Origin of the sequence: Variovorax trehalosi (assembly GCF_051216415.1) — a bacterium.
Lineage (GTDB): Bacteria > Pseudomonadota > Gammaproteobacteria > Burkholderiales > Burkholderiaceae_C > Variovorax.
This window is the reverse complement of record NZ_JBPJZG010000003.1, coordinates 620,113-638,116: the sequence shown is the minus strand read 5'-3', so window position 1 is coordinate 638,116 and position 18,004 is coordinate 620,113. Positions and strand designations below refer to the sequence as shown.

Annotated in this window: 20 protein-coding genes; 14 read left to right on the top strand and 6 right to left on the bottom strand. The window is 67.8% G+C overall.

Features of this window, described 5'->3' with window-relative positions; genetic code table 11:
- Positions 1-89: 89 nt before the first annotated feature.
- From ACSFA7_RS15000 to ACSFA7_RS14975, 6 genes are all read left to right on the top strand, one after another.
- Positions 90-1,139 (top strand): inositol monophosphatase family protein, encoded by a 1,050-nt coding sequence (locus tag ACSFA7_RS15000; protein WP_435500099.1) that lies wholly within the window; start codon positions 90-92, stop codon positions 1,137-1,139.
- Positions 1,139-3,376, top strand: coding sequence for an FUSC family protein (locus ACSFA7_RS14995; protein WP_435500098.1), 2,238 nt, complete (start codon positions 1,139-1,141; stop codon positions 3,374-3,376). The genes ACSFA7_RS15000 and ACSFA7_RS14995 overlap by 1 nt, the downstream gene beginning before the upstream one ends.
- Positions 3,376-4,440, top strand: a complete 1,065-nt coding sequence (locus tag ACSFA7_RS14990; RefSeq protein WP_435500097.1) for a mechanosensitive ion channel family protein — start codon at positions 3,376-3,378, stop codon at positions 4,438-4,440. Before ACSFA7_RS14995 ends, ACSFA7_RS14990 begins: the two co-directional genes overlap by 1 nt.
- Before the next feature lie 64 nt (positions 4,441-4,504).
- Positions 4,505-4,969: a helix-turn-helix transcriptional regulator gene (locus ACSFA7_RS14985; RefSeq protein ID WP_435500096.1), complete on the top strand. Its 465-nt coding sequence runs from the start codon at positions 4,505-4,507 to the stop codon at positions 4,967-4,969.
- A gap of 13 nt (positions 4,970-4,982) precedes the next feature.
- The gene (locus tag ACSFA7_RS14980; protein ID WP_206174433.1) at positions 4,983-5,393 is read left to right on the top strand and encodes a VOC family protein; all 411 of its coding nucleotides are present in this window, start codon (positions 4,983-4,985) and stop codon (positions 5,391-5,393) included.
- A 30-nt stretch (positions 5,394-5,423) separates the two neighbouring features.
- Entirely contained in the window at positions 5,424-7,823 is a 2,400-nt protein-coding gene (locus ACSFA7_RS14975; protein WP_435500095.1) for an ATP-binding cassette domain-containing protein, read from the top strand.
- Between the two features lie 6 nt (positions 7,824-7,829).
- On the opposite strand, the gene ACSFA7_RS14970 is transcribed toward ACSFA7_RS14975, so the two are convergent.
- The gene (locus ACSFA7_RS14970; protein WP_435500094.1) at positions 7,830-8,492 is read right to left on the bottom strand and encodes a suppressor of fused domain protein; all 663 of its coding nucleotides are present in this window, start codon (positions 8,490-8,492) and stop codon (positions 7,830-7,832) included.
- A 181-nt stretch (positions 8,493-8,673) separates the two neighbouring features.
- Here ACSFA7_RS14970 and ACSFA7_RS14965 point away from each other — a divergent pair, with 181 nt between their 5' ends.
- Both ACSFA7_RS14965 and ACSFA7_RS14960 read left to right on the top strand, forming a co-directional pair.
- Positions 8,674-8,994, top strand: coding sequence for a collagen-like protein (locus ACSFA7_RS14965; RefSeq protein ID WP_435500093.1), 321 nt, complete (start codon positions 8,674-8,676; stop codon positions 8,992-8,994).
- 3 nt (positions 8,995-8,997) lie between these two features.
- Positions 8,998-9,252: a DUF1488 family protein gene (locus ACSFA7_RS14960; RefSeq protein ID WP_435500092.1), complete on the top strand. Its 255-nt coding sequence runs from the start codon at positions 8,998-9,000 to the stop codon at positions 9,250-9,252.
- Between the two features lie 23 nt (positions 9,253-9,275).
- Here the strand turns inward: ACSFA7_RS14960 and ACSFA7_RS14955 are convergent, their stop codons facing one another.
- Positions 9,276-9,983, bottom strand: a complete 708-nt coding sequence (locus ACSFA7_RS14955; protein WP_435500091.1) for a Crp/Fnr family transcriptional regulator — start codon at positions 9,981-9,983, stop codon at positions 9,276-9,278.
- 111 nt (positions 9,984-10,094) lie between these two features.
- Positions 10,095-10,835, bottom strand: a complete 741-nt coding sequence (locus ACSFA7_RS14950) for a Crp/Fnr family transcriptional regulator (RefSeq protein WP_435500090.1) — start codon at positions 10,833-10,835, stop codon at positions 10,095-10,097.
- Positions 10,836-11,007: 172 nt separating this feature from the next.
- On the opposite strand from ACSFA7_RS14950, the gene ACSFA7_RS14945 reads away from it, so the two are divergent.
- A complete protein-coding gene (locus ACSFA7_RS14945) occupies positions 11,008-11,298 on the top strand; it encodes a hypothetical protein (protein ID WP_435500089.1) in 291 nt (96 codons plus the stop codon).
- On the top strand, positions 11,299-11,520 hold the full coding sequence (locus ACSFA7_RS14940; RefSeq protein ID WP_435500088.1) for a hypothetical protein: 222 nt from the start codon (positions 11,299-11,301) through the stop codon (positions 11,518-11,520).
- 24 nt (positions 11,521-11,544) lie between these two features.
- Here ACSFA7_RS14940 and ACSFA7_RS14935 read toward each other — a convergent pair whose 3' ends face one another.
- Positions 11,545-12,156: a Dps family protein gene (locus ACSFA7_RS14935; protein ID WP_435500087.1), complete on the bottom strand. Its 612-nt coding sequence runs from the start codon at positions 12,154-12,156 to the stop codon at positions 11,545-11,547.
- 156 nt (positions 12,157-12,312) lie between these two features.
- On the opposite strand from ACSFA7_RS14935, the gene ACSFA7_RS14930 reads away from it, so the two are divergent.
- Complete coding sequence (locus ACSFA7_RS14930; protein WP_435500086.1) at positions 12,313-13,089, top strand: YoaK family protein; 777 nt, start codon at positions 12,313-12,315, stop codon at positions 13,087-13,089.
- A 117-nt stretch (positions 13,090-13,206) separates the two neighbouring features.
- On the opposite strand, the gene ACSFA7_RS14925 is transcribed toward ACSFA7_RS14930, so the two are convergent.
- Together ACSFA7_RS14925 and ACSFA7_RS14920 are read right to left on the bottom strand one after the other, a co-directional pair.
- Positions 13,207-13,890, bottom strand: coding sequence for a hypothetical protein (locus ACSFA7_RS14925; RefSeq protein ID WP_435500085.1), 684 nt, complete (start codon positions 13,888-13,890; stop codon positions 13,207-13,209).
- 57 nt (positions 13,891-13,947) lie between these two features.
- A complete protein-coding gene (locus tag ACSFA7_RS14920; protein ID WP_435500084.1) occupies positions 13,948-14,466 on the bottom strand; it encodes a MarR family winged helix-turn-helix transcriptional regulator in 519 nt (172 codons plus the stop codon).
- A gap of 97 nt (positions 14,467-14,563) precedes the next feature.
- Between ACSFA7_RS14920 and ACSFA7_RS14915 the strand changes: the two genes are divergently transcribed.
- From ACSFA7_RS14915 to ACSFA7_RS14905, 3 genes are read left to right on the top strand one after another with little or no spacing between them, the layout of a single operon-like run.
- Positions 14,564-15,562 carry a Bug family tripartite tricarboxylate transporter substrate binding protein gene (locus ACSFA7_RS14915; protein WP_435500083.1) on the top strand — a complete coding sequence of 333 codons (999 nt, stop codon included), beginning with the start codon at positions 14,564-14,566 and terminating at the stop codon, positions 15,560-15,562.
- Between the two features lie 37 nt (positions 15,563-15,599).
- Positions 15,600-16,595: a Bug family tripartite tricarboxylate transporter substrate binding protein gene (locus tag ACSFA7_RS14910; RefSeq protein ID WP_435500082.1), complete on the top strand. Its 996-nt coding sequence runs from the start codon at positions 15,600-15,602 to the stop codon at positions 16,593-16,595.
- A gap of 16 nt (positions 16,596-16,611) precedes the next feature.
- The gene (locus ACSFA7_RS14905; protein WP_435500081.1) at positions 16,612-17,928 is read left to right on the top strand and encodes a sulfatase family protein; all 1,317 of its coding nucleotides are present in this window, start codon (positions 16,612-16,614) and stop codon (positions 17,926-17,928) included.
- Positions 17,929-18,004 lie beyond the last annotated feature (76 nt).

The window sequence follows — 18,004 nt, the reverse complement described above, 5'->3', positions numbered from 1 at the left end:
CGATTCTCGCCGCCCGCATCGCCGGGTCGCAGGGTCGCCAAGAGATCGCATTTTGGGGACCACTCCCACCGTTCTTCTCACAATCCAGAATGTCGTCCCCCAACCTGCATCCCATGCTCAATGTGGCCGTCAAGGCCGCACGCGCCGCCGGCGCCATCATCAACCGCGCCGCCCTCGATGTCGAATCGGTGCGTATCTCGCAAAAGCAGGTCAACGACTTCGTCACCGAAGTCGATCACGCCAGCGAGAAAGCCATCATCGAAACGCTGCTTGGCGCATACCCGGGGCACGGCATCCTGGCCGAAGAATCGGGCACCGAACACGGTGCGAAAGACTCCGACTACGTCTGGATCATCGATCCGCTCGACGGCACCACCAATTTCATCCACGGCTTCCCGGTCTACTGCGTGTCGATCGCCTTGTCGGTACGCGGCAAGATCGAGCAAGCGGTCATCTACGACCCGAGCCGCAACGACCTCTTCACCGCCACCAAGGGCCGCGGCGCCTACATGAACGACCGGCGCATCCGCGTCTCCAAGCGCACGCGCCTCTCCGAGTGCCTGGTGTCCACGGGCTTTCCGTTTCGCTCGGGCGACAACTTCAAGCAGTACCTGGCCATCATGGCGGACATGATGCCCCGCATGGCGGGCCTGCGCCGCCCCGGCGCCGCCGCGCTCGACCTGGCCTACGTGGCCGCGGGCTTCACCGACGCCTTCTTCGAAACCGGGCTCAACCCCTGGGACGTGGCCGCGGGGTCGCTCCTGGTCACCGAGGCCGGCGGCCTGGTCGGCAACTTCACGGGCGAGCCCGACTTCCTCGAGCAGCGCGAGTGCCTCGCTGGCGCCCCGCGCATCTACGGCCAGATCGTGCCGCTGCTCGCCAAGTACTCCAAGTTCGCCAACGTGGACGACAAGCTGCGCGCCAGCGACCGCGTGCGCGCCGTGTCGGCCTCGACCAAGTCGAATGCCGACGACGCCTCGGTCGACCTCTACGCCCGCAGCACGGTGGTCGATTTCGCCGACGAATCGGCCGAGGGCGAAGCCCCCGCCGTGGCCGCCAAGCCCGTGCAGCGCAAGCTCACGCGCATCCGCCGCGAGGCCCCTTCCAGCCCCTCCGAGGGCGACGCTTCCGCCAAGTGATGTTCGGCCCCCGCGCCGCCGACCGGTTTCGCGCCGCGCTGCGCATCGCGCTGAGCCACTACGTGGCCAGCGGCCTCACGGTCGCGCTGGGCCTGCTGTTCATCTCGGGCGGCGTGCACCTCTGGCTCGGCACCATCGCCGCGTCGGCCGCGGCCACCGGCGTGATCGTCACCGCGCCGCCCGACCTGCCCGGCCCGCGCCGCGGCAAGTTCTTCCAGATGCTGCCGGCGCCGCTCATCGGCCTGCCGCTCTTCTTCGCGGTGCAGATGCTGCACAGCGCACCGATCCGCCTCGGCCTCCTGCTGGTGCCGGCCACCTTCATGGCCTTCCTGGCCATGGCCTGGGGCAAGCGCGGCATTCCCATCGCCATCGCGGTGATGTTCTCGATGGTCTTCTCGATGGCCACACCCGCGCCGGTGGACATGGCCGAGGCCATCCTGCGCACCTGGCACTTCGGGCTGGGTGCGGGCCTCTACGTGATCTGGGCGACGCTCGCCAACCTCGCGCTCAACGGGCGCTTTCGCACCCAGTCGGTGGCCGACGTGCTCTATTCACTGGCCGCGCTCATGCGCACCGAGGCCGGCCAGTTCACCCCGCAGGACGAGACGCGCGACATCCGCGACACCCCCGCCCCGGTGCTGGGCCAGTTGCTGCGCGAACAGGCCGCACTGGCCGACCAGCTGCAGGCCACGCGCGACATCGTGCTCGAATCGCCCCGCACCCCGCGCCGCCAGCGCCTCGCAGCCATGCTGGTGATCGTGCTGGAGATGCGCGACCAGCTCCTCGCGAGCGAGCTCGACCTCGATGCGCTCCTGGCCCACCCGGCCCACGCCGACGCGCTGATCGAAATGCGCCGCGTGCTCGAAGAGCTTTCCGATGAAACCATCGCCCTCGCCGACGCGCTCATGCTGGGCCGCCACCCCGACCCGGTGACCGACCGCCGCCCGCGACTCGCGGCCATCCACGTCTCGGCGGACGACGAGCACCACCACGGCCACCCCGGCCCCACCGCCGCGATGCTCGCGCGCGGCCTCGCGAGCCGCATCGGCCACATCAACGACGAAGTGCTGCGCCTCTCGGCCATGGCGCGCGGCGATGCCGAGCCCAACCTGGCCGTGGTGCGCGCCAACTGGCAGCTCTTCGTGAGCCCGACCGACTGGTCGTGGCGCCCCTTCTTCACGCTGTGGCGCTGGGACCAGCCGCCACTGCGCCACGCCATCCGCGCGGCGCTCGCCATCGCGGCCGGCTACGGCATCGCTGTGTCGATGCCCTGGGGCTCGCACGACTACTGGATCCTCTTGACCATCGTGGTCGTGCTGCGCGGCAGCCTCTCGCAGACGCTGGAGCGGCGCAACGCCCGCGTGGCCGGCACGCTGCTGGGCTGCGTGCTCGCGGTGGGACTGCTCTCGGCGCACCCTTCGGCGCTGTGGCTGCTGGTCATCGTGACCGTGGCGCAGGCCATTGCCCACAGCTTCGCGGTGCGGCGCTACCTGATCACCGCAGTGGCGGCGACCGTGCTCGGCCTCGTGCAGGCGCACATGCTGAACACCGGCACCGCGCCCATCTTCGCGCTCTTCGAGCGCATCGCCGACACGCTCATCGGCGCCGCCCTCGCGTGGGGCTTCTGCTACGTGCTGCCCTCGTGGGAGCGCACGCAGATCCCGGCGCTGGTGGCACGTGTGCTCACCGCGCAGGCGCGGCATGCGCGGCTTGCGCTCGGCCTCGGCCAGCTGCAGGCCATCGACAGCAGCCCCGAGCTCGAATGGCGGCTCGCGCGTCGCGAGGCCTTCGACAGCCTCTCGGCTTTGGTGCAGGCCACGCAGCGCGCCCTGTCCGAACCACGCGCGGTGCAGCCGCCACTGGAGCCGCTCGAACACCTGCAGGCCCACAGCTACCAGATGCTCGCGCAATTGAGCGCGGTGAAGTCGATGCTCGTGCTGCGGCGCGACCGCCTCACGCCGGGCGAGGTCGAGGGCCCGCTCGCGCGCACCGCGCAGCGCATCGAGGCCGCCATCGGAACTATGCCGACCGCCGGCCCCTCTCAACCCGAGAGCCCGGGCTCGACCGGCGTGGGCGGACCGATTCCGCTGCCCGACCCGTTCGACAACGACATCAGCCCCTGGCTGCTTCGCCGCCTCGACCTCGCGACGGCACTTTCCACGCAGCTGCACGACGACGCGGCGCGCATTCTTCAACACCTGAACGAGACAACGCCAATCACGACCACCACTGCCTGATGACCCAAGAGATCCTTGCCCACCCCTGGTTCGGCACCTGGCTTGCCGTCCTCGTCGCCGTTCCGCTCGCTCTCCTGGTCCACCGCATCGGCGGCCTCGTGCTCAAGCGCATCACGCGTCCCGCGCCGGCGATGCATGCGATGGTCGTCAACTGCCAGTCGCCCGCGCGGCTGGTGCTGCCGCTGGTGGCGCTGCTGCTCATCTTCCAGGCCGCGCCCGACGACCTGCGCTTCATCGCCAGCGTGCGGCATCTCAACGGCCTGCTGCTCATCGCGGCAACCACCTGGCTGATCGTGCGCGCCATCAGCGGCTTCGCCGACGGCGTGCTGGCGCAGCACCCCTCCGACGTGGCCGACAACCTGCAGGCCCGCCGCGTGCTCACGCAAACCCGCGTGCTTGCGCGCACCGCCATGTCGGTGGTGATCGTGGCCGGCGGCGCGATGATGCTCATGACATTTCCGGGCGCGCGCCAGGTCGGCGCGAGCCTGCTGGCCTCGGCCGGCGTGATCGGCATCGTGGCCGGCCTCGCGGCCAAGCCGGTCTTCAGCAACCTCATCGCGGGTCTGCAGATCGCGCTGGCGCAGCCGATCCGCATCGACGACGTGCTGGTGGTCGAGGGCGAATGGGGCCGTGTCGAAGAGATCACCGGCACCTTCGTGGTGGTGCGCATCTGGGACGACCGGCGCCTGATCCTGCCGCTCACCTATTTCATCGAGAAGCCCTTCCAGAACTGGACGCGCCACTCGGCGCAGCTGCTCGGCTCGGTGTTCATCTACGTGGACTACGGCATGCCGCTCGCGCCGCTGCGCGCGGAGGCCGAGCGCATCGTGAAGGCCGCACCCGAGTGGGACGGCCGCTTCTTCAACCTGCGCGTGACCGACGCCACCGAACGCACGATGCAGGTCCGCGTGCTCTGCACCGCCGCCACCTCGGGCCTGGCCTTCGACCTGCGCTGCAGCGTGCGCGAAGGCCTCATCGACTTCATGCAGCGCGAGTATCCGCAGTTCCTGCCGAAGATGCGCGTCGAGGCGGACCCGGCGACATCCGTACCCGCAGCCGCCTGACAGCCACTCCGAAGGTCCGTAGTACGGCTTGAGCACGCCGGTGCGACGTGGCACGATCCCGCGGATGACCACCAAGCCCACCGCCGCGCAGCACCTGCGCGACCTTGCCAGGCTGCGCCGCGTGCGCGACCGCATCGACCGCGACTACGCGCAGCCGCTGGATGTGGAGACGCTCGCGCGCGACGCGGGCATGTCGGCCGGCCACCTGAGCCGGCAGTTCCGCATCGCCTACGGCGAGCCGCCCTACTCCTATCTCATGACGCGGCGCGTCGAGCGCGCGATGGCGCTGCTGCGGCGCGGCGACATGAGCGTGACCGAGGTGTGTTTTTCGGTCGGCTGCGGCTCGCTGGGCACCTTCACCACCCGCTTCACCGAGCTGGTGGGCGTGCCGCCCGGCGTCTACCGGCGGCAGGACGCGAACGCGACCGAGGGCATTCCGTCGTGTGTGGCCCGGCAGGTGACGCGACCGATCAGGAATCGAGAAGCGCCGGAACCCGACCCGCAACTAGCATCGGCGCCTCCTGCTTAGAACCACCACTGCCATGAACATCACCATCCACTCGAGCTTCCTTCCGCACACCGACCCGGAGACCTCCCTGGCCTTCTACCGCGACACCCTCGGCTTCGAGGTGCGCAACGACGTCGGCTACGAGGGTATGCGCTGGATCACGGTCGGCCCCGTGGGCCAGCCCGCGATCTCCATCGTGCTGTATCCGCCGACCGCCACGCCCGGCATCACCGCCGACGAGCGCCGCACCATCGCCGAGATGATGGCCAAGGGCACCTACGCGACGATCCTCCTGGCCACCAAGGACCTGGACGGCGCCTTCGCGAAACTGCAGGCCGGCAAGGCCGAGATCGTCGAGGAGCCGACCGACCAGCCCTATGGCGTTCGCGACTGCGCGGTGCGCGATCCCGCGGGCAACATGATCCGCATCCAGCAACTGCGCTGACCCGCACCACAAGAACACGATGGAGACCTGATGAGCAAAGCCCCGAAGAAGGACACGATCAAGAGCACGCCCAAGCACAAGCCCCACGCCGCAGACCACCACGACATGATCCGCGTGCAGGGCGCGCGCGTGAACAACCTCAAGGACATCAGCGTCGAGCTCCCCAAGCGCCGGCTCACCGTGTTCACCGGCGTCTCCGGCTCGGGCAAGAGCTCCCTGGTCTTCGGCACCATCGCCGCGGAGTCTCAGCGGCTCATCAACGAAACCTACAGCGCCTTCGTGCAGGGCTTCATGCCCACGCTCGCGCGGCCCGAGGTCGATGTGCTCGACGGCCTCACCACCGCGATCATCGTGGACCAGGAGCGCATGGGCGGCGACCCGCGCTCCACGGTCGGCACCGCGACCGATGCCAACGCGATGCTGCGCATTCTCTTCAGTCGCCTCGGCAAGCCGCACATCGGCTCGCCCAGCGCCTTCGCCTTCAACGTGCCCTCGGTGAAGGCGACCGGCGCCATCACCGTGGAGCGCGGCGCGAGCAAGACCGTCAAGCAGACCTTCAACCGCACCGGTGGCATGTGCCCGCGCTGCGAAGGCCGGGGCGCCGTGACGGACTTCGACCTCACCGCGTTCTACGACGACAGCAAGTCGCTCAACGAAGGCGCGCTCACCATTCCGGGCTTCAGCATGGAGGGCTGGTACGGCCGCATCTTCAACGGCTGCGGCTTCTTCGACCCCGACAAGCCGATCCGCAAGTTCACGAAGAAGGAGCTCGACGCGCTGCTGCGCATGGAGCCGACCAAGATCAAGGTCGACGGCATCAACCTCACCTACCAGGGCTTGATTCCGCAGGTGCAGAAATCTTTCCTCGCGAAGGACGTCGATGCGATGCAGCCGCACATCCGCGCCTTCGTGGAACGCGCGGTCACGTTCAGCACATGCCCCGAGTGCAACGGCACACGGCTCAGCGAAGGCGCTCGCTCATCGAAGATCAAGAAGATCAACATCGCCGATGCCTGCGCGATGCAGATCAGCGACCTCGCCGAATGGGTGCGCGGCCTGGACGAACCCTCGGTCGCGCCGCTGCTCGAAAAGCTCGCGCACACGCTCGATTCGTTCGTGGAAATCGGCCTCGGGTATCTGAGCCTCGACCGTCCCTCGGGCACGCTCTCGGGCGGCGAGGCGCAGCGCACGAAGATGATTCGCCACCTCGGCTCTTCGCTCACCGACGTGACCTACGTCTTCGACGAGCCCACCATCGGCCTGCATCCGCACGACATCCAGCGCATGAACGGCCTCTTGCTGCGGCTGCGCGACAAGGGCAACACCGTGCTCGTGGTGGAGCACAAGCCCGAGGCCATCGCCATCGCGGACCACGTCGTCGACCTCGGGCCCGGCGCGGGCTCGGCGGGCGGCACCATCTGCTTCGAGGGCACGGTCGATGAACTGCGTGCCAGCGCCACCCTCACCGGCCGCCACCTGGACGACCGCGCCACGCTCAAGAAGAAGGTGCGCACGCCCACCGGCACGCTGCCGATCCGCGGCGCGAAGGCGCACAACCTGCGCAACGTCAGCGTCGATGTGCCGCTCGGTGTGCTCGTGGTCGTGACCGGCGTGGCGGGCTCGGGCAAGAGCTCGCTCGTGCATGGGTCCATTCCTGCAGGCGCGGGCGTGGTGTCGGTCGACCAGGGTTCCATCCGCGGCTCGCGGCGAAGCAATCCCGCGACCTACACCGGGCTGCTCGATCCGATCCGCAACGCGTTCGCCAAGGCCAATGGCGTGAAGCCTGCGCTCTTCAGCGCCAACTCCGAAGGCGCGTGCCCTGCGTGCAACGGCGCGGGCGTCATCTACACCGACCTCGCGATGATGGCCGGCGTCGCCACCGCCTGCGAAGAGTGCGAGGGCAAGCGCTTCCACGCCTCGGTGCTGGAACACAAGCTCGGCAAGCGCGACATCAGCGAAGTGCTCGCCATGTCCGTCACCGAGGCCACCGAGTTCTTCGGCGCGGGCGATGCACGCACGCCGGCCGCGCACGCCATCCTCGAACGGCTCGCCGACGTCGGGCTCGGTTACCTCAGCCTCGGGCAGCCGCTCACCACGCTCTCGGGCGGCGAGCGGCAGCGGCTCAAGCTGGCCACGCACATGGCCGAGAAAGGCGGCATCTACGTGCTCGACGAGCCGACCGCCGGCCTGCACCTGGCCGACGTCGAGCAACTGCTCGGCCTGCTCGACCGGCTGGTGGAAGCGGGCAAGTCGGTCATCGTGGTGGAGCACCACCAGGCAGTGATGGCGCATGCGGACTGGATCATCGACCTCGGGCCCGGTGCGGGCCACGACGGCGGGAAGATCGTGTTCGAAGGCACGCCGGTCGAGCTCGTCAAGGCGCGTGCCACGCTCACGGGCAAGCACCTCGCGGCATACGTCAGCGGTTGATCGGGTTCAGGCGACAGCCTTGCGCCCCGGGTCCGTCACGGGAAAACCGCCGTGCACTTCGAGCAGGCGCAGCAGCGCTTCGGAGCTGTGCGCCTTGGCCCAGTCCTTCTCGGAATCGGTGATGCCGACCACATGCAGGAAGTCGAACTTGCCCGAGGCCAGTTGTGCCGTGGCGGGGTAGTGCTTCGGCTCGGCCAGCACCACGTTGCGCAGGCCCACGGCGCCCTTCTCGCCGACCGCGTCGCCCATCGGAACCCGGTCGCCATAGTCGAGCAGCGGCTTGTCTTCTCCGAAGCGCCCGTGTGCGAGCAGCACGTTGAAGGCCAGCAGCCGGCGCAGGAGCTTGATCGCCCACTGGTCCTTGGGCTGCGAATGCACCTCGATGACCAGCTCGGAGCCGAGCCATGAATAGTCCTCGGGGTCGTATTCGTCGGGCTCCGTCTCCCAAGGGGTCGATCCACCCGAGGTGACGTAGAGCCATGAGTTGCGCGCGGGCGTCGGCTCGAACTCGAACACGCCCAGGTGCAGCCAGCACGGGTCGATGTCCTTGGCGCCGAGCGACGAGAAGACGTCGAAGTCCAGCACGTAGATACCGCTTCGCTTCTCGCCGAACAGTTGCGGGTAAAGCGTCTCCTCGCGGTACGCCCAGACTTCTTCCATGGAACTCATCGGCTTGTCCTTCCCCTGGGGGTTTTGCTCCGCGGAAAGCATACCGCCGGCATCACCGCCGTCCGATATGCCTTTCGGCCGGATCCGGCCTAAGCGTGGGAGCGAACAGACGCGGCGTTCATTGCGGGCGAGAGTGCCCAACGCGGAAGTCTTTCTGCGCGTCGCTCCCAAAGGAATTCCCATGAAATACGCCATGCCATCCCTGGCTCTCCTCGCCCTGCTTGCCCTGGGCGCCTGCACGGGCCCCATGGGCCCCCAAGGCAACACGGGCAACACCGGAAGCACCGGCTACACGGGCGCCACCGGCGCTCGCGGCAATACCGGCAACACCGGCAATACAGGTGCCACGGGCGATACCGGCAACACCGGTAGTACAGGCGCCACCGGTGAAACCGGCAACCAGGGCAACACGGGTAACACCGGTGCGACGGGCGCCCGGGGCAACACCGGCAGCACGGGTGGCGGTGGTGGAACGGTTGTCGTCGTTCCTCCCACCCGCTGAACGATGGCCGGCGCGCCCTTCATTCATGACGCTTCGGGCACGGTCCGGTTCTCGGTGACGGTCGAGGACCGCACCGTGAACGCGAGCATCGGCCGGGAAGTGCTGCGCTACCACTACCGCACCGCCGAAGACGCCAACCCCCTGGACACCTTCGGCCAGCACGTCGACGAGATGGATGCCGCCGTGCGGCGCCGGATCGCACAGGGCTCGATGGAGCCCGTGATGCTGCGCGAGAACGACCTGCACGCTCCCGCGTAAACAACTCCCCCGCCAGCCGCCGGCTACGTGATCAGATGCGTGTAGCTGCGCCGGTTGGCCCGGTAGCAATCGCACGCCGCGTTCTCCAGCCCCTCGCGGTCCGTGATGGTGATGACCCCGCGGCGATAGTCGATCAGCCGTCGCGTGTGCAGCGCCGTCGCCGCGTTGGTGATGCCGACCCGCCGCACGCCCAGCATGCGGCCCAGCACTTCATGGGTGAGCGCCAGGTGCGCCGAGTGCGCGCAGTCCTGCGTGGTCAGCAGCCAGCGCGCCAGGCGCTCCTCGATCTGGTGGAAGCGGTTGCACAGGCCCGAGCGACCGAACTCCATCAGGAGCACGCACACGTAGCGGTTGAGGATGCGCTTGAGCATCGTGTTCTGCGCGAGCTCCTGCGCGAACGACTGCGCCGTGAGCCGCCAGGCCATGCCCGGTCCCTGCACCAGCGCCCTGAGCGGTGCGCTCTGCACGTCCAGAGAAAGCTCATAGCCCAGCGCACCTTCGTTGCCCACCATGCCCGTCTGCAGGCCGTCGTGGCCGTCGACGGTGGACACCAGCGAGACGAACGCGCTCGTCGGAAAGTGGATGTGATGAATGACGTCGCCCGGCTCGTACAGGATCTGCGCCGTGGCCAGTTCCACGCTGTCGCAGCGGTCGAGCAAGTGCGCCCTGTCCGCGAGCGGCAGCGCCTCGAGCAGGCGATTGAGAATGGGGCGAAGCGGGTCTGGTGTCACGGAACCGCCTGTTGGGAAGAGCGAGCGCGGAATGCGCAACCGGGCGCATTGTTGCCGACCCACCTCCCCGCGTCTGTGCGCAGGCGCACCGAGTGCGGCGCGCCCGCCCGCTCAGGTCGCGAGCACGCGAGGCAACAGGCGATCCGACTCGCGCTTGACCACCTCATAGCACTCGCACACCTGCGTCTCCAGGCCCTGGCGGTCCAGCACCGTGATATGGCCGCGCGAATACTTGATGAGGTTCAGGCGCTGCAGCTTGCCGGCCGCTTCCGTTACCCCTTCGCGGCGCACGCCGAGCATGTTGGCGATCAGCTCCTGGGTCATCACCAGTTCGTTGCCCGGCAGCCGGTCCAGGCTCAGCAGCAGCCAGCGGCACAGTTGCTGTTCCAGCGAATGGTGCCGGTTGCACACCGCTGTCTGCGACATCTGCGTGATGAGCGACTGCGTGTAGCGCAAGAGCAGGTGCAGGAGCGGCCCGCCGTTGTCCGTGAGCTGCTTGATGTGGCTCGCGCTCAGCCGGAATGCATTGCCCGCGCTTTGCACCACGGCGCGGTTGGGTGTGCTGCCCCCGCCCATCAACAGCGACACGCCCACCATCCCCTCGAATCCGACGACGGCGATCTCGGCCGATTGCCCGTTCTCCAGCACGTAGAGCAGCGAGACGATGCAGTCGGTCGGGAAGTAAACATATTGCTGTACCACGCCCGATTCGTAGAGCACCTCGCCCAGCTTGAGCGGCACCAGCTCCAGGAGCGGCATGAGGCCGGCCAGCACCTCCGGCGGCATGACCTCCAGCAGGTTGTTGCGCGCCACGGCTGCGCGCGGGGAAGACGGATGCGGGGACGATGCCATGGCGGAAGGGGATTCCAAAGTTCGGATCATTCTGCGACCGATCCCTTGGCGTCTGTGCGATGCCGCACATAGAAGCGGGCTATTTTTGACGGCCAGCGTGCGCTGGCGAACGGTGCGCCGGGCGCTTTCTGGGTAGCGTGGATTTCAGAGCCTCCATCGACTGGAGAACACCATGCCCCTTCTGAAGATCCCTTCCGAGCTTGCAGCCGACGCCGCCGTGCGCGCCTACCTGCACGGGCGAGCGATGCCCCCGGTCCTGTATGACGCCATCGTGTGGGCGGTGGAAATGCGGATTTCAACCGGCAAGCTGCCGCTGCTCGACGAAACACTGACGACCGACATCGACAACCACGCCGTCGCCACGCGGGCGCGCCTGCTGATGCCCATCCGGCCCGCACCATTGCCGCCGCTGGCCGGCCACGGCAATGCCGGGCCCGAGCCGCTCTCGGCCGAGGGGATATAGATGCCGATGAAACTCCTCGGCCAGCTGTGCTGCGCGCGGCTGCCCATGCAACTGCACGACCAGCTCGACATTCAGAAGTGCGACGTGCTTCGCGCCGCGCAGTTGATCGAGGCGGACCTGCCGCCCGTTCTCCACGAACGCGGGCGCAGCGTCTACGCGGGGCAGGCGACGGTCATGCGCGTCACCGCCAAAGGGCTGAGTGCAGCCACGCAGCGCGGCTGACCACGCGCCCGGCAGCCACCGGACTCAGGCCGTCACGGGCGAGGCAGCAACCAGGTGCTCGGTCAGGAACCACACCTGCAGCTCGTTGGTGCGCAGCACGTTGCTCACGAACACGTCGTTGCTGCCGGCATCGCCTGATTTGTCGACCTTCTCGGCCGCCTCGCGCGCATTCACGATGATGTGTTCATGCGCCTCGGCAAGACGGCGCAATTGCACCGCTGCCGGCTCGCGGCCGCGCGGCGGGCGGGCGATCTTCGTGGTCTCGGCGATGTCGGCCGCCATGGCAAGCGCGATGCCGCCGAGCAGCTGAATGCGCTCGGCCACGATGTCCACCAGCAGCACCTGCCCCTCGTAGTGCTGGTCATACATCAGGTGCAGCTGGTTGAAGGTCGGGCCCACCACCTGCCAGTGGTGCTTCTTGTACATGTCGCGCAGGGTGATGGTGTCGGCCAGGCACTGGTTCAGCAGCGCCACGCTTTCCTTGCAGACCTTTTCGGAGAGGCCATTGGGCAGCTTGACGATTTCGCCGTAGCGCTGCGTCTCGTGGCTCTTCTGGTCGAGATCGGGTTTGACTTCCTGCTTCGAGCGGGCGGGCGACGCGCTCGCGGTGGGCTTGGATTTCTTCGAGGCTGCCATGGGGGATGCTCCTGAGTGGGTTGAATCGATCAAGAACTTCTAGCACCCGCCCCACACCCCGCACGTAGGCCATCCGCGCGCCCGGCCCGTCGCGCAACAGGAACCCGGCCCCGAAGGCCGACAATAGGCGCCTTCACCCCAGGGCCCCATCCACCCATGCGCAGACTGCGCTTTCTCACCAGCCGGCACCGTGCGCCCTCCACCAACAAGGCGCTGGGCCTGCTGCTGGCGTTCAACGCCGGCGCGGTGAACGCGGGCGGGTTCCTGGTGCTGCACATGTACACCTCGCACATGACCGGGTTCGCCTCGCAGCTGGCCGATGGGCTTGTGCTGGGCAACGCCAAGCTGCTGCTCAATGCGCTGGGCGCGGTGCTGGCCTTTCTCTCGGGCGCGGCCGTGTGCGCGGTGCTGGTGAACTGGGGGCGACAGCACCGCCTGCACAGCGTGTATGCGCTGCCGCTGCTGCTGGAGGCCGCGCTGATGCTTCCCTTCGGCCTCATGGGCGCCGTGACCCTCACCTGGGCCACGCCCTTCGCGGTGCCGCTCACCGTGCTGCTGCTGTCCTTCATCATGGGCCTGCAGAACGCGGTCGCCTCCAAGACCTCCGGGGGCAGCATCCGCACCACGCACATGACCGGCAACATCACCGACCTGGGAATGGAAATCGGCAAGCTGCTTTACTGGAACCGCAAGTCCGCCGGCGCTTCCACGGCCACCCCTGCCGTGCGCCACGACCGCAGCCGCATGCGCAGGGCCGCCGGGCTCATCGCCATGTTCGTGCTCGGCGGCGTGGTGGGCGCGCTCGGCTTCAAGTACGTGGGCTTCGTGTGCGTGGTGCCGCTGGCGGCGCTGCTGCTGGCGCTGTCGGTGCCGCCGTTCATGCGGGATCTGCCGCGCAGCGGATTGGGGGTGCGGTTTGGCAAGACGAGCTAGGAAAGCCAAGGGCCCCGCAAGGTCGGTATTCGGATGCCAGATGCGGAGGGCCATCGCGCATGAATGGCGCTGCGGGTCTGCGTTCCTTGATCTTCGGGACCGAGGCGTTCAGTTCAATCAATAGAACTCGCCGATCTCCACCAGCGGCCCGCGGAACGCATCGCGCAGCGCGTCCACGAAGGCTCGCGCCGGAAGGCGATGAACCTCATCGACGAAAGCGGGCAGGTCCTTGCCGAAATCAATCACCAGCCCACCTCGCCAGAAGCCGAGGCAGTCGGCCCAGTCGACGTTGTTGCGAGCGAAATCGTTGACCTCCACGCGCACCACGGGCGGCTTCAGGATGTAGTCCGACGTGTAGCTCTCCGAATAGAAAGTCTCGTAGGGCTCCACGGTGTCAGGCGTCACGGGTTGCCCGTTCACGGCCTCCGGCGGCGCGATGAGGTTGAAGTAGATGTTGTCGGAACTCCACTGGATGCGGTAGTCGTTGCCGAGGATCAGTACCGTTTCCTTCGTGTAGCGGTCAGCAGGCTCTATGTCGTCGTAGCCGGAAGGGCCGGCAAGAGCCGCCACGGGCGCGCCATCGGCGCCGCGGTACCTGAACGCAATGCCCGGCCCGGTGGTGGCGAGGACCTGCGCCTCTTCAGGCGACACGCTCCGCCCCTGAGACAGATCGACAGCCTTCGCCAACTCCGTGCCGATCGACCAGTCGCCCAGCACCTTGGCAACCCGCGCCGCCGTATCGGATTGCGGCCGCCAGGCTGCGTCGTCGACAACCAGGAAATGCCGATATTCAACACCCATGACTCCCTCCTTCTTGTGGATGAAAAAACGTATCTCGGGCCGAAAGATCGCACGCCATCAAGATGCCCGCGAAGCCCCCGCACTCCGCCGCCCCCGGTCTGCCTTGGGCAACACCGCCTCTTCCACCATGCGCTCCGCCTTCGCCTGCAAGAGATTCAACGAAGCATCGAAGCGCGCCGCATCGTCTGCATCCAGCGCCTTCATCAGGTCGCCATTGATCTTCGTCACCAGCGGAAAGAGCTCGTCGTACAGCGCCTGCCCCGCCTCGGTGAGACCCAGCAGCACCTGCCGCCGGTCCCCTGCCCTGGCCACCCGCGAGATCAGCTGCTTCGCGACCAGCGAGCCCACCGCCTTCGAGGTGCGCGCCCGGTCCAGCTGCGCATGCTCGGCCAGTTGCGACGAACCCAGCTCGCCCTTGCTCGCCAGCACCGCGATCAGCCGCCATTCGCGCCGCGTGATGCCGAAGCGCCCTTCGCACAGCCGGATCACCATGCTCCCCGCCACGGAGAGCAGCCGCGACAGCCGGTACAGCAGCAGGTCGTCCAGCGGGCGGCGGGGCGCGGCGGCGGTGGGCATGCGGGGGTTATTCCGGGGGATGGTTGATTAGATCAATCGAATGTAGCGTCTCTAAAGTCGTTCGCCACCGACCGAGAGAGAACCCGGAGAACCGCCCATGCCCAGCCGCCTCACCTTTGATCGTCGCCACGCCCTCGCCGCGCTGGGCGGTCTGGCCCTTGCGCCGCTGGCCAACCTTGCGCATGCCCAGCAGGCCTTCGTGCCCGGCCAGCCCATCAAGGTGCTGATCGGCGTACCCGCCGGCGGCACGCAGGACGTGCTGACCCGCGCCATCGCGCAGCAGGTGCGCGACTCGCTCGGCCCGCTCATCATCGACAACCGATCGGGCGCGGCGGGCCGCATCGCCGTGGAGGCGGTGAAGACCGCACCGCCCGATGGCCACACCCTGCTGCTCGGCACGGCCAGCATGATGACCATGTTTCCGAGCGCGTACCGCAACCTCGCGTACGACCCGGTGAAGGACTTCGTTCCGCTCCTGAACGCGGCCCGCTTCGAGCTGGCGCTCACCGTCCACAAGGACGTGCCGGCCAACACGCTCCCCGAATTCATCACCTGGGCCAAGGCGCAGGGCGACAAGCTGAGCTTCGGCTCCTACGGCGCGGGCACGCCCTCGCACTTTCTCGGCGAAATGCTCAACCGCGCGGCCGGCCTGAAGATGGTGCACGTGCCCTACCGCGGCTCCACGCCCGCGCGGCAAGACCTGATGGGCGGCACCGTGCCCGTGTACTTCGACACCATCGGCGGCGCGCAGCAGATGCTGCCCTCGGGCCGCGTGAAGGTGCTGGCCACCAGCGGCGAGAAGCGCTCGCCGCTCATGCCCAACCTGCCGTGCTTCGTCGAGGCCGGCTACAAGGACGTGGTCGCAACCGCATGGTTCGCGTACTACGCACCGCTCAAGACTCCCCAACCCATCGTCGACAAGCTGCGCGCCGAACTCACCCGTGCCGTCAACTCGCGCGAGGTACGGCAGCAGTTGCTGCAGAACGGCATGTACCCCATCGCCGATGGCAGCGAGGCACTCTTGAAGACCATGCGGGAAGACACGACACGCTGGGCCGGCATCATGAAGGCCGTGAATTTCCAGGCGAACGATTGAAGACGACCGAACAACTGAACGAGGAGGAACCTACACCATGCTGAACCCCAACCACCACATCACCCGCCGCGCTGTCGGCCTGCTGGCCGCGGCCGGCCTCATGGCGTCCGTCGCCATCGCGCCCACCGTCGCGAGCGCGCAGACGCTCGACAGCCCCCTGCACATCGTCGTCGGCTACGCCCCCGGCGGCGCCACCGACCGCGTGGCGCGCATCGTCGGCGAGAAGCTCGGCACCAAGCTGGGCGTGCCCGTCATCGTCGACAACAAGCCCGGCGCGGGCGGGCGCCTCGCGGCGCAGCAGGTCAAGCTCACGCCCGCCAACCAGAACGTGCTGATGCTCGCCAACCCGGCCGTGATGGTGGTCGCGCCCCTGGTCTTCAAGGACAACAACTACGACGCCGAGCGCGACTTCGTGCCCGTGTCGCACGTCAACGCCTACGACTTCGCGCTGGCCGTTTCGCCCACGCTGCCCGTGCGCGAACTGCCGCACCTGCTCGCGTGGATGCGCGCCAACCCGCAGCAGGCCAACGTGGGCGTGCCCGCCACCGGGAGCCTGCCGCACTTCTTCGGCCTGATGGTCGGCGAGAAGGCCAAGGTGCAGACGCAGGTGATCGGCTACCGCGGCTCCGCGCCATTGCTGAATGACCTGATCGGCGGCCAGGTGCCCATTGCCGTGGACACCGAGGACGTGGTGCTGCCGCAGCACAACGCGGGCAAGCTGCGCATCCTGGCGCTCTCGGGCGACAAGCGTTCGCCGTTCGCGCCGAACATTCCCACCTTCAAGGAAGCGGGCCTGGACCTTTCCGCCACCGGCTGGAACACCTTCTTCGCGCCCGCCACCATGCCCAAGGACAAGGTCGAGCGCCTGGCAGCGACCATCCGCGACGTGATGCAGGACCCGGACACGCAGCGCAAGTTCAAGGACTCGGGCATGACGCCCGTGGTGAGCACGCAGGCGCAGACTGCCGCGATGCTGAAGGCGTACAAGACGCAGTGGGCCCCTGTCGTGCAGAAGTCCGGCTACCAGCCCTGAACCTCATCCGCTATCCATGACCCGACCCAACATCATCTTCATCGTCGCCGACGACCTCGGCTATGCCGACCTCGGCTGCTACGGCGGCCGCGATGCCGCGTTCGGCCCCGTGTCGCCCGTGCTCGACGGCCTGGCCGCGAACGGCCTGAAGCTCACGCAGGGCTATTCGAACTCGCCGGTGTGCTCGCCCACGCGCTTCGCGATGATCACCGCGCGGTATCAATACCGCCTGCGCGGCGCGGCCGAGGAACCCATTCGCAGCAGCAGCCGCGGCAGTACCACGCTGGGCCTGCCGACCGACCACCCCACGCTGCCCTCGCTGCTCAAGGCCAGCGGCTACCAAACCGCGCTCATCGGCAAGTGGCACCTGGGCTACCCGCCGCACTTCGGGCCGCTGCGCTCGGGGTACGACGAATTCTTCGGGCCCATGTCGGGCGGCGTCGACTACTTCACCCACTGCGACTCCGCCGGCCAGCACGATCTGTGGTTCGGCGAAGAGGACAAGAAGGAAGACGGCTACCTCACCGACATGCTCTCGAAGCGCGCCGTGGACTATGTGGAACGCATGGCACAGCAGAAAGAGCCCTTCTTCCTGAGCCTGCACTACACCGCCCCGCACTGGCCCTGGGAAACCCGCGACGACGCCGAGAAGGCACCCGCCATCAAGGACAACCTCTTCGACCTGGCCGGCGGCAACATCCACGTGTACCGCCGCATGATTCATCACATGGACGAAGGCATCGGCTGGATCATGGCCGCGCTCGAGAAGCACGGCATGGCCGACAACACGCTCGTGGTGTTCACCAGCGACAACGGCGGCGAGCGCTTCTCGGACAACTGGCCGCTGGTCGGCGGCAAGATGGACCTGACCGAAGGCGGCATCCGCGTGCCATGGATCGCGCACTGGCCCGCGGTGATCGCCAAGGGGGGCGAGAGCACGCAGCTGTGCATGACGATGGACTGGTCCGCGACCATGCTCGACGCGGCCGGCGTGAAGGCCGATGCGGCGTATCCGCTGGATGGCGTGTCGCTCATGCCTGTGTTGAAGGACGCGAAGCACAACTTCCGCCGCCCGCTGCACTGGCGCATGAACCATCGCGGCCAGCAAGCCCTGCGCGACGGCGACTGGAAGTACCTGAAGGTCGACGGCAACGAGTACCTGTTCAACATTCCGGCGGACGAGCGCGAGCGCGCGAACCTGGGAAAGAGAGAGCCCGAGCGGCTGGCCGCGATGCGTGAAGACTGGCTCGCGTGGAATACGACGATGCCAGCGATTCCGGAGGATGCGACGGTGAGCCTGGGGTACTCGGTGAAGGACATGCCGCAGCGTTGAGGTCCGCGCACTCGCGCGCCATTCGCGCGCCTTGCGTTGCAGCGGGCTTCAGCGGGTTTTCGCGCCGCTATGATTC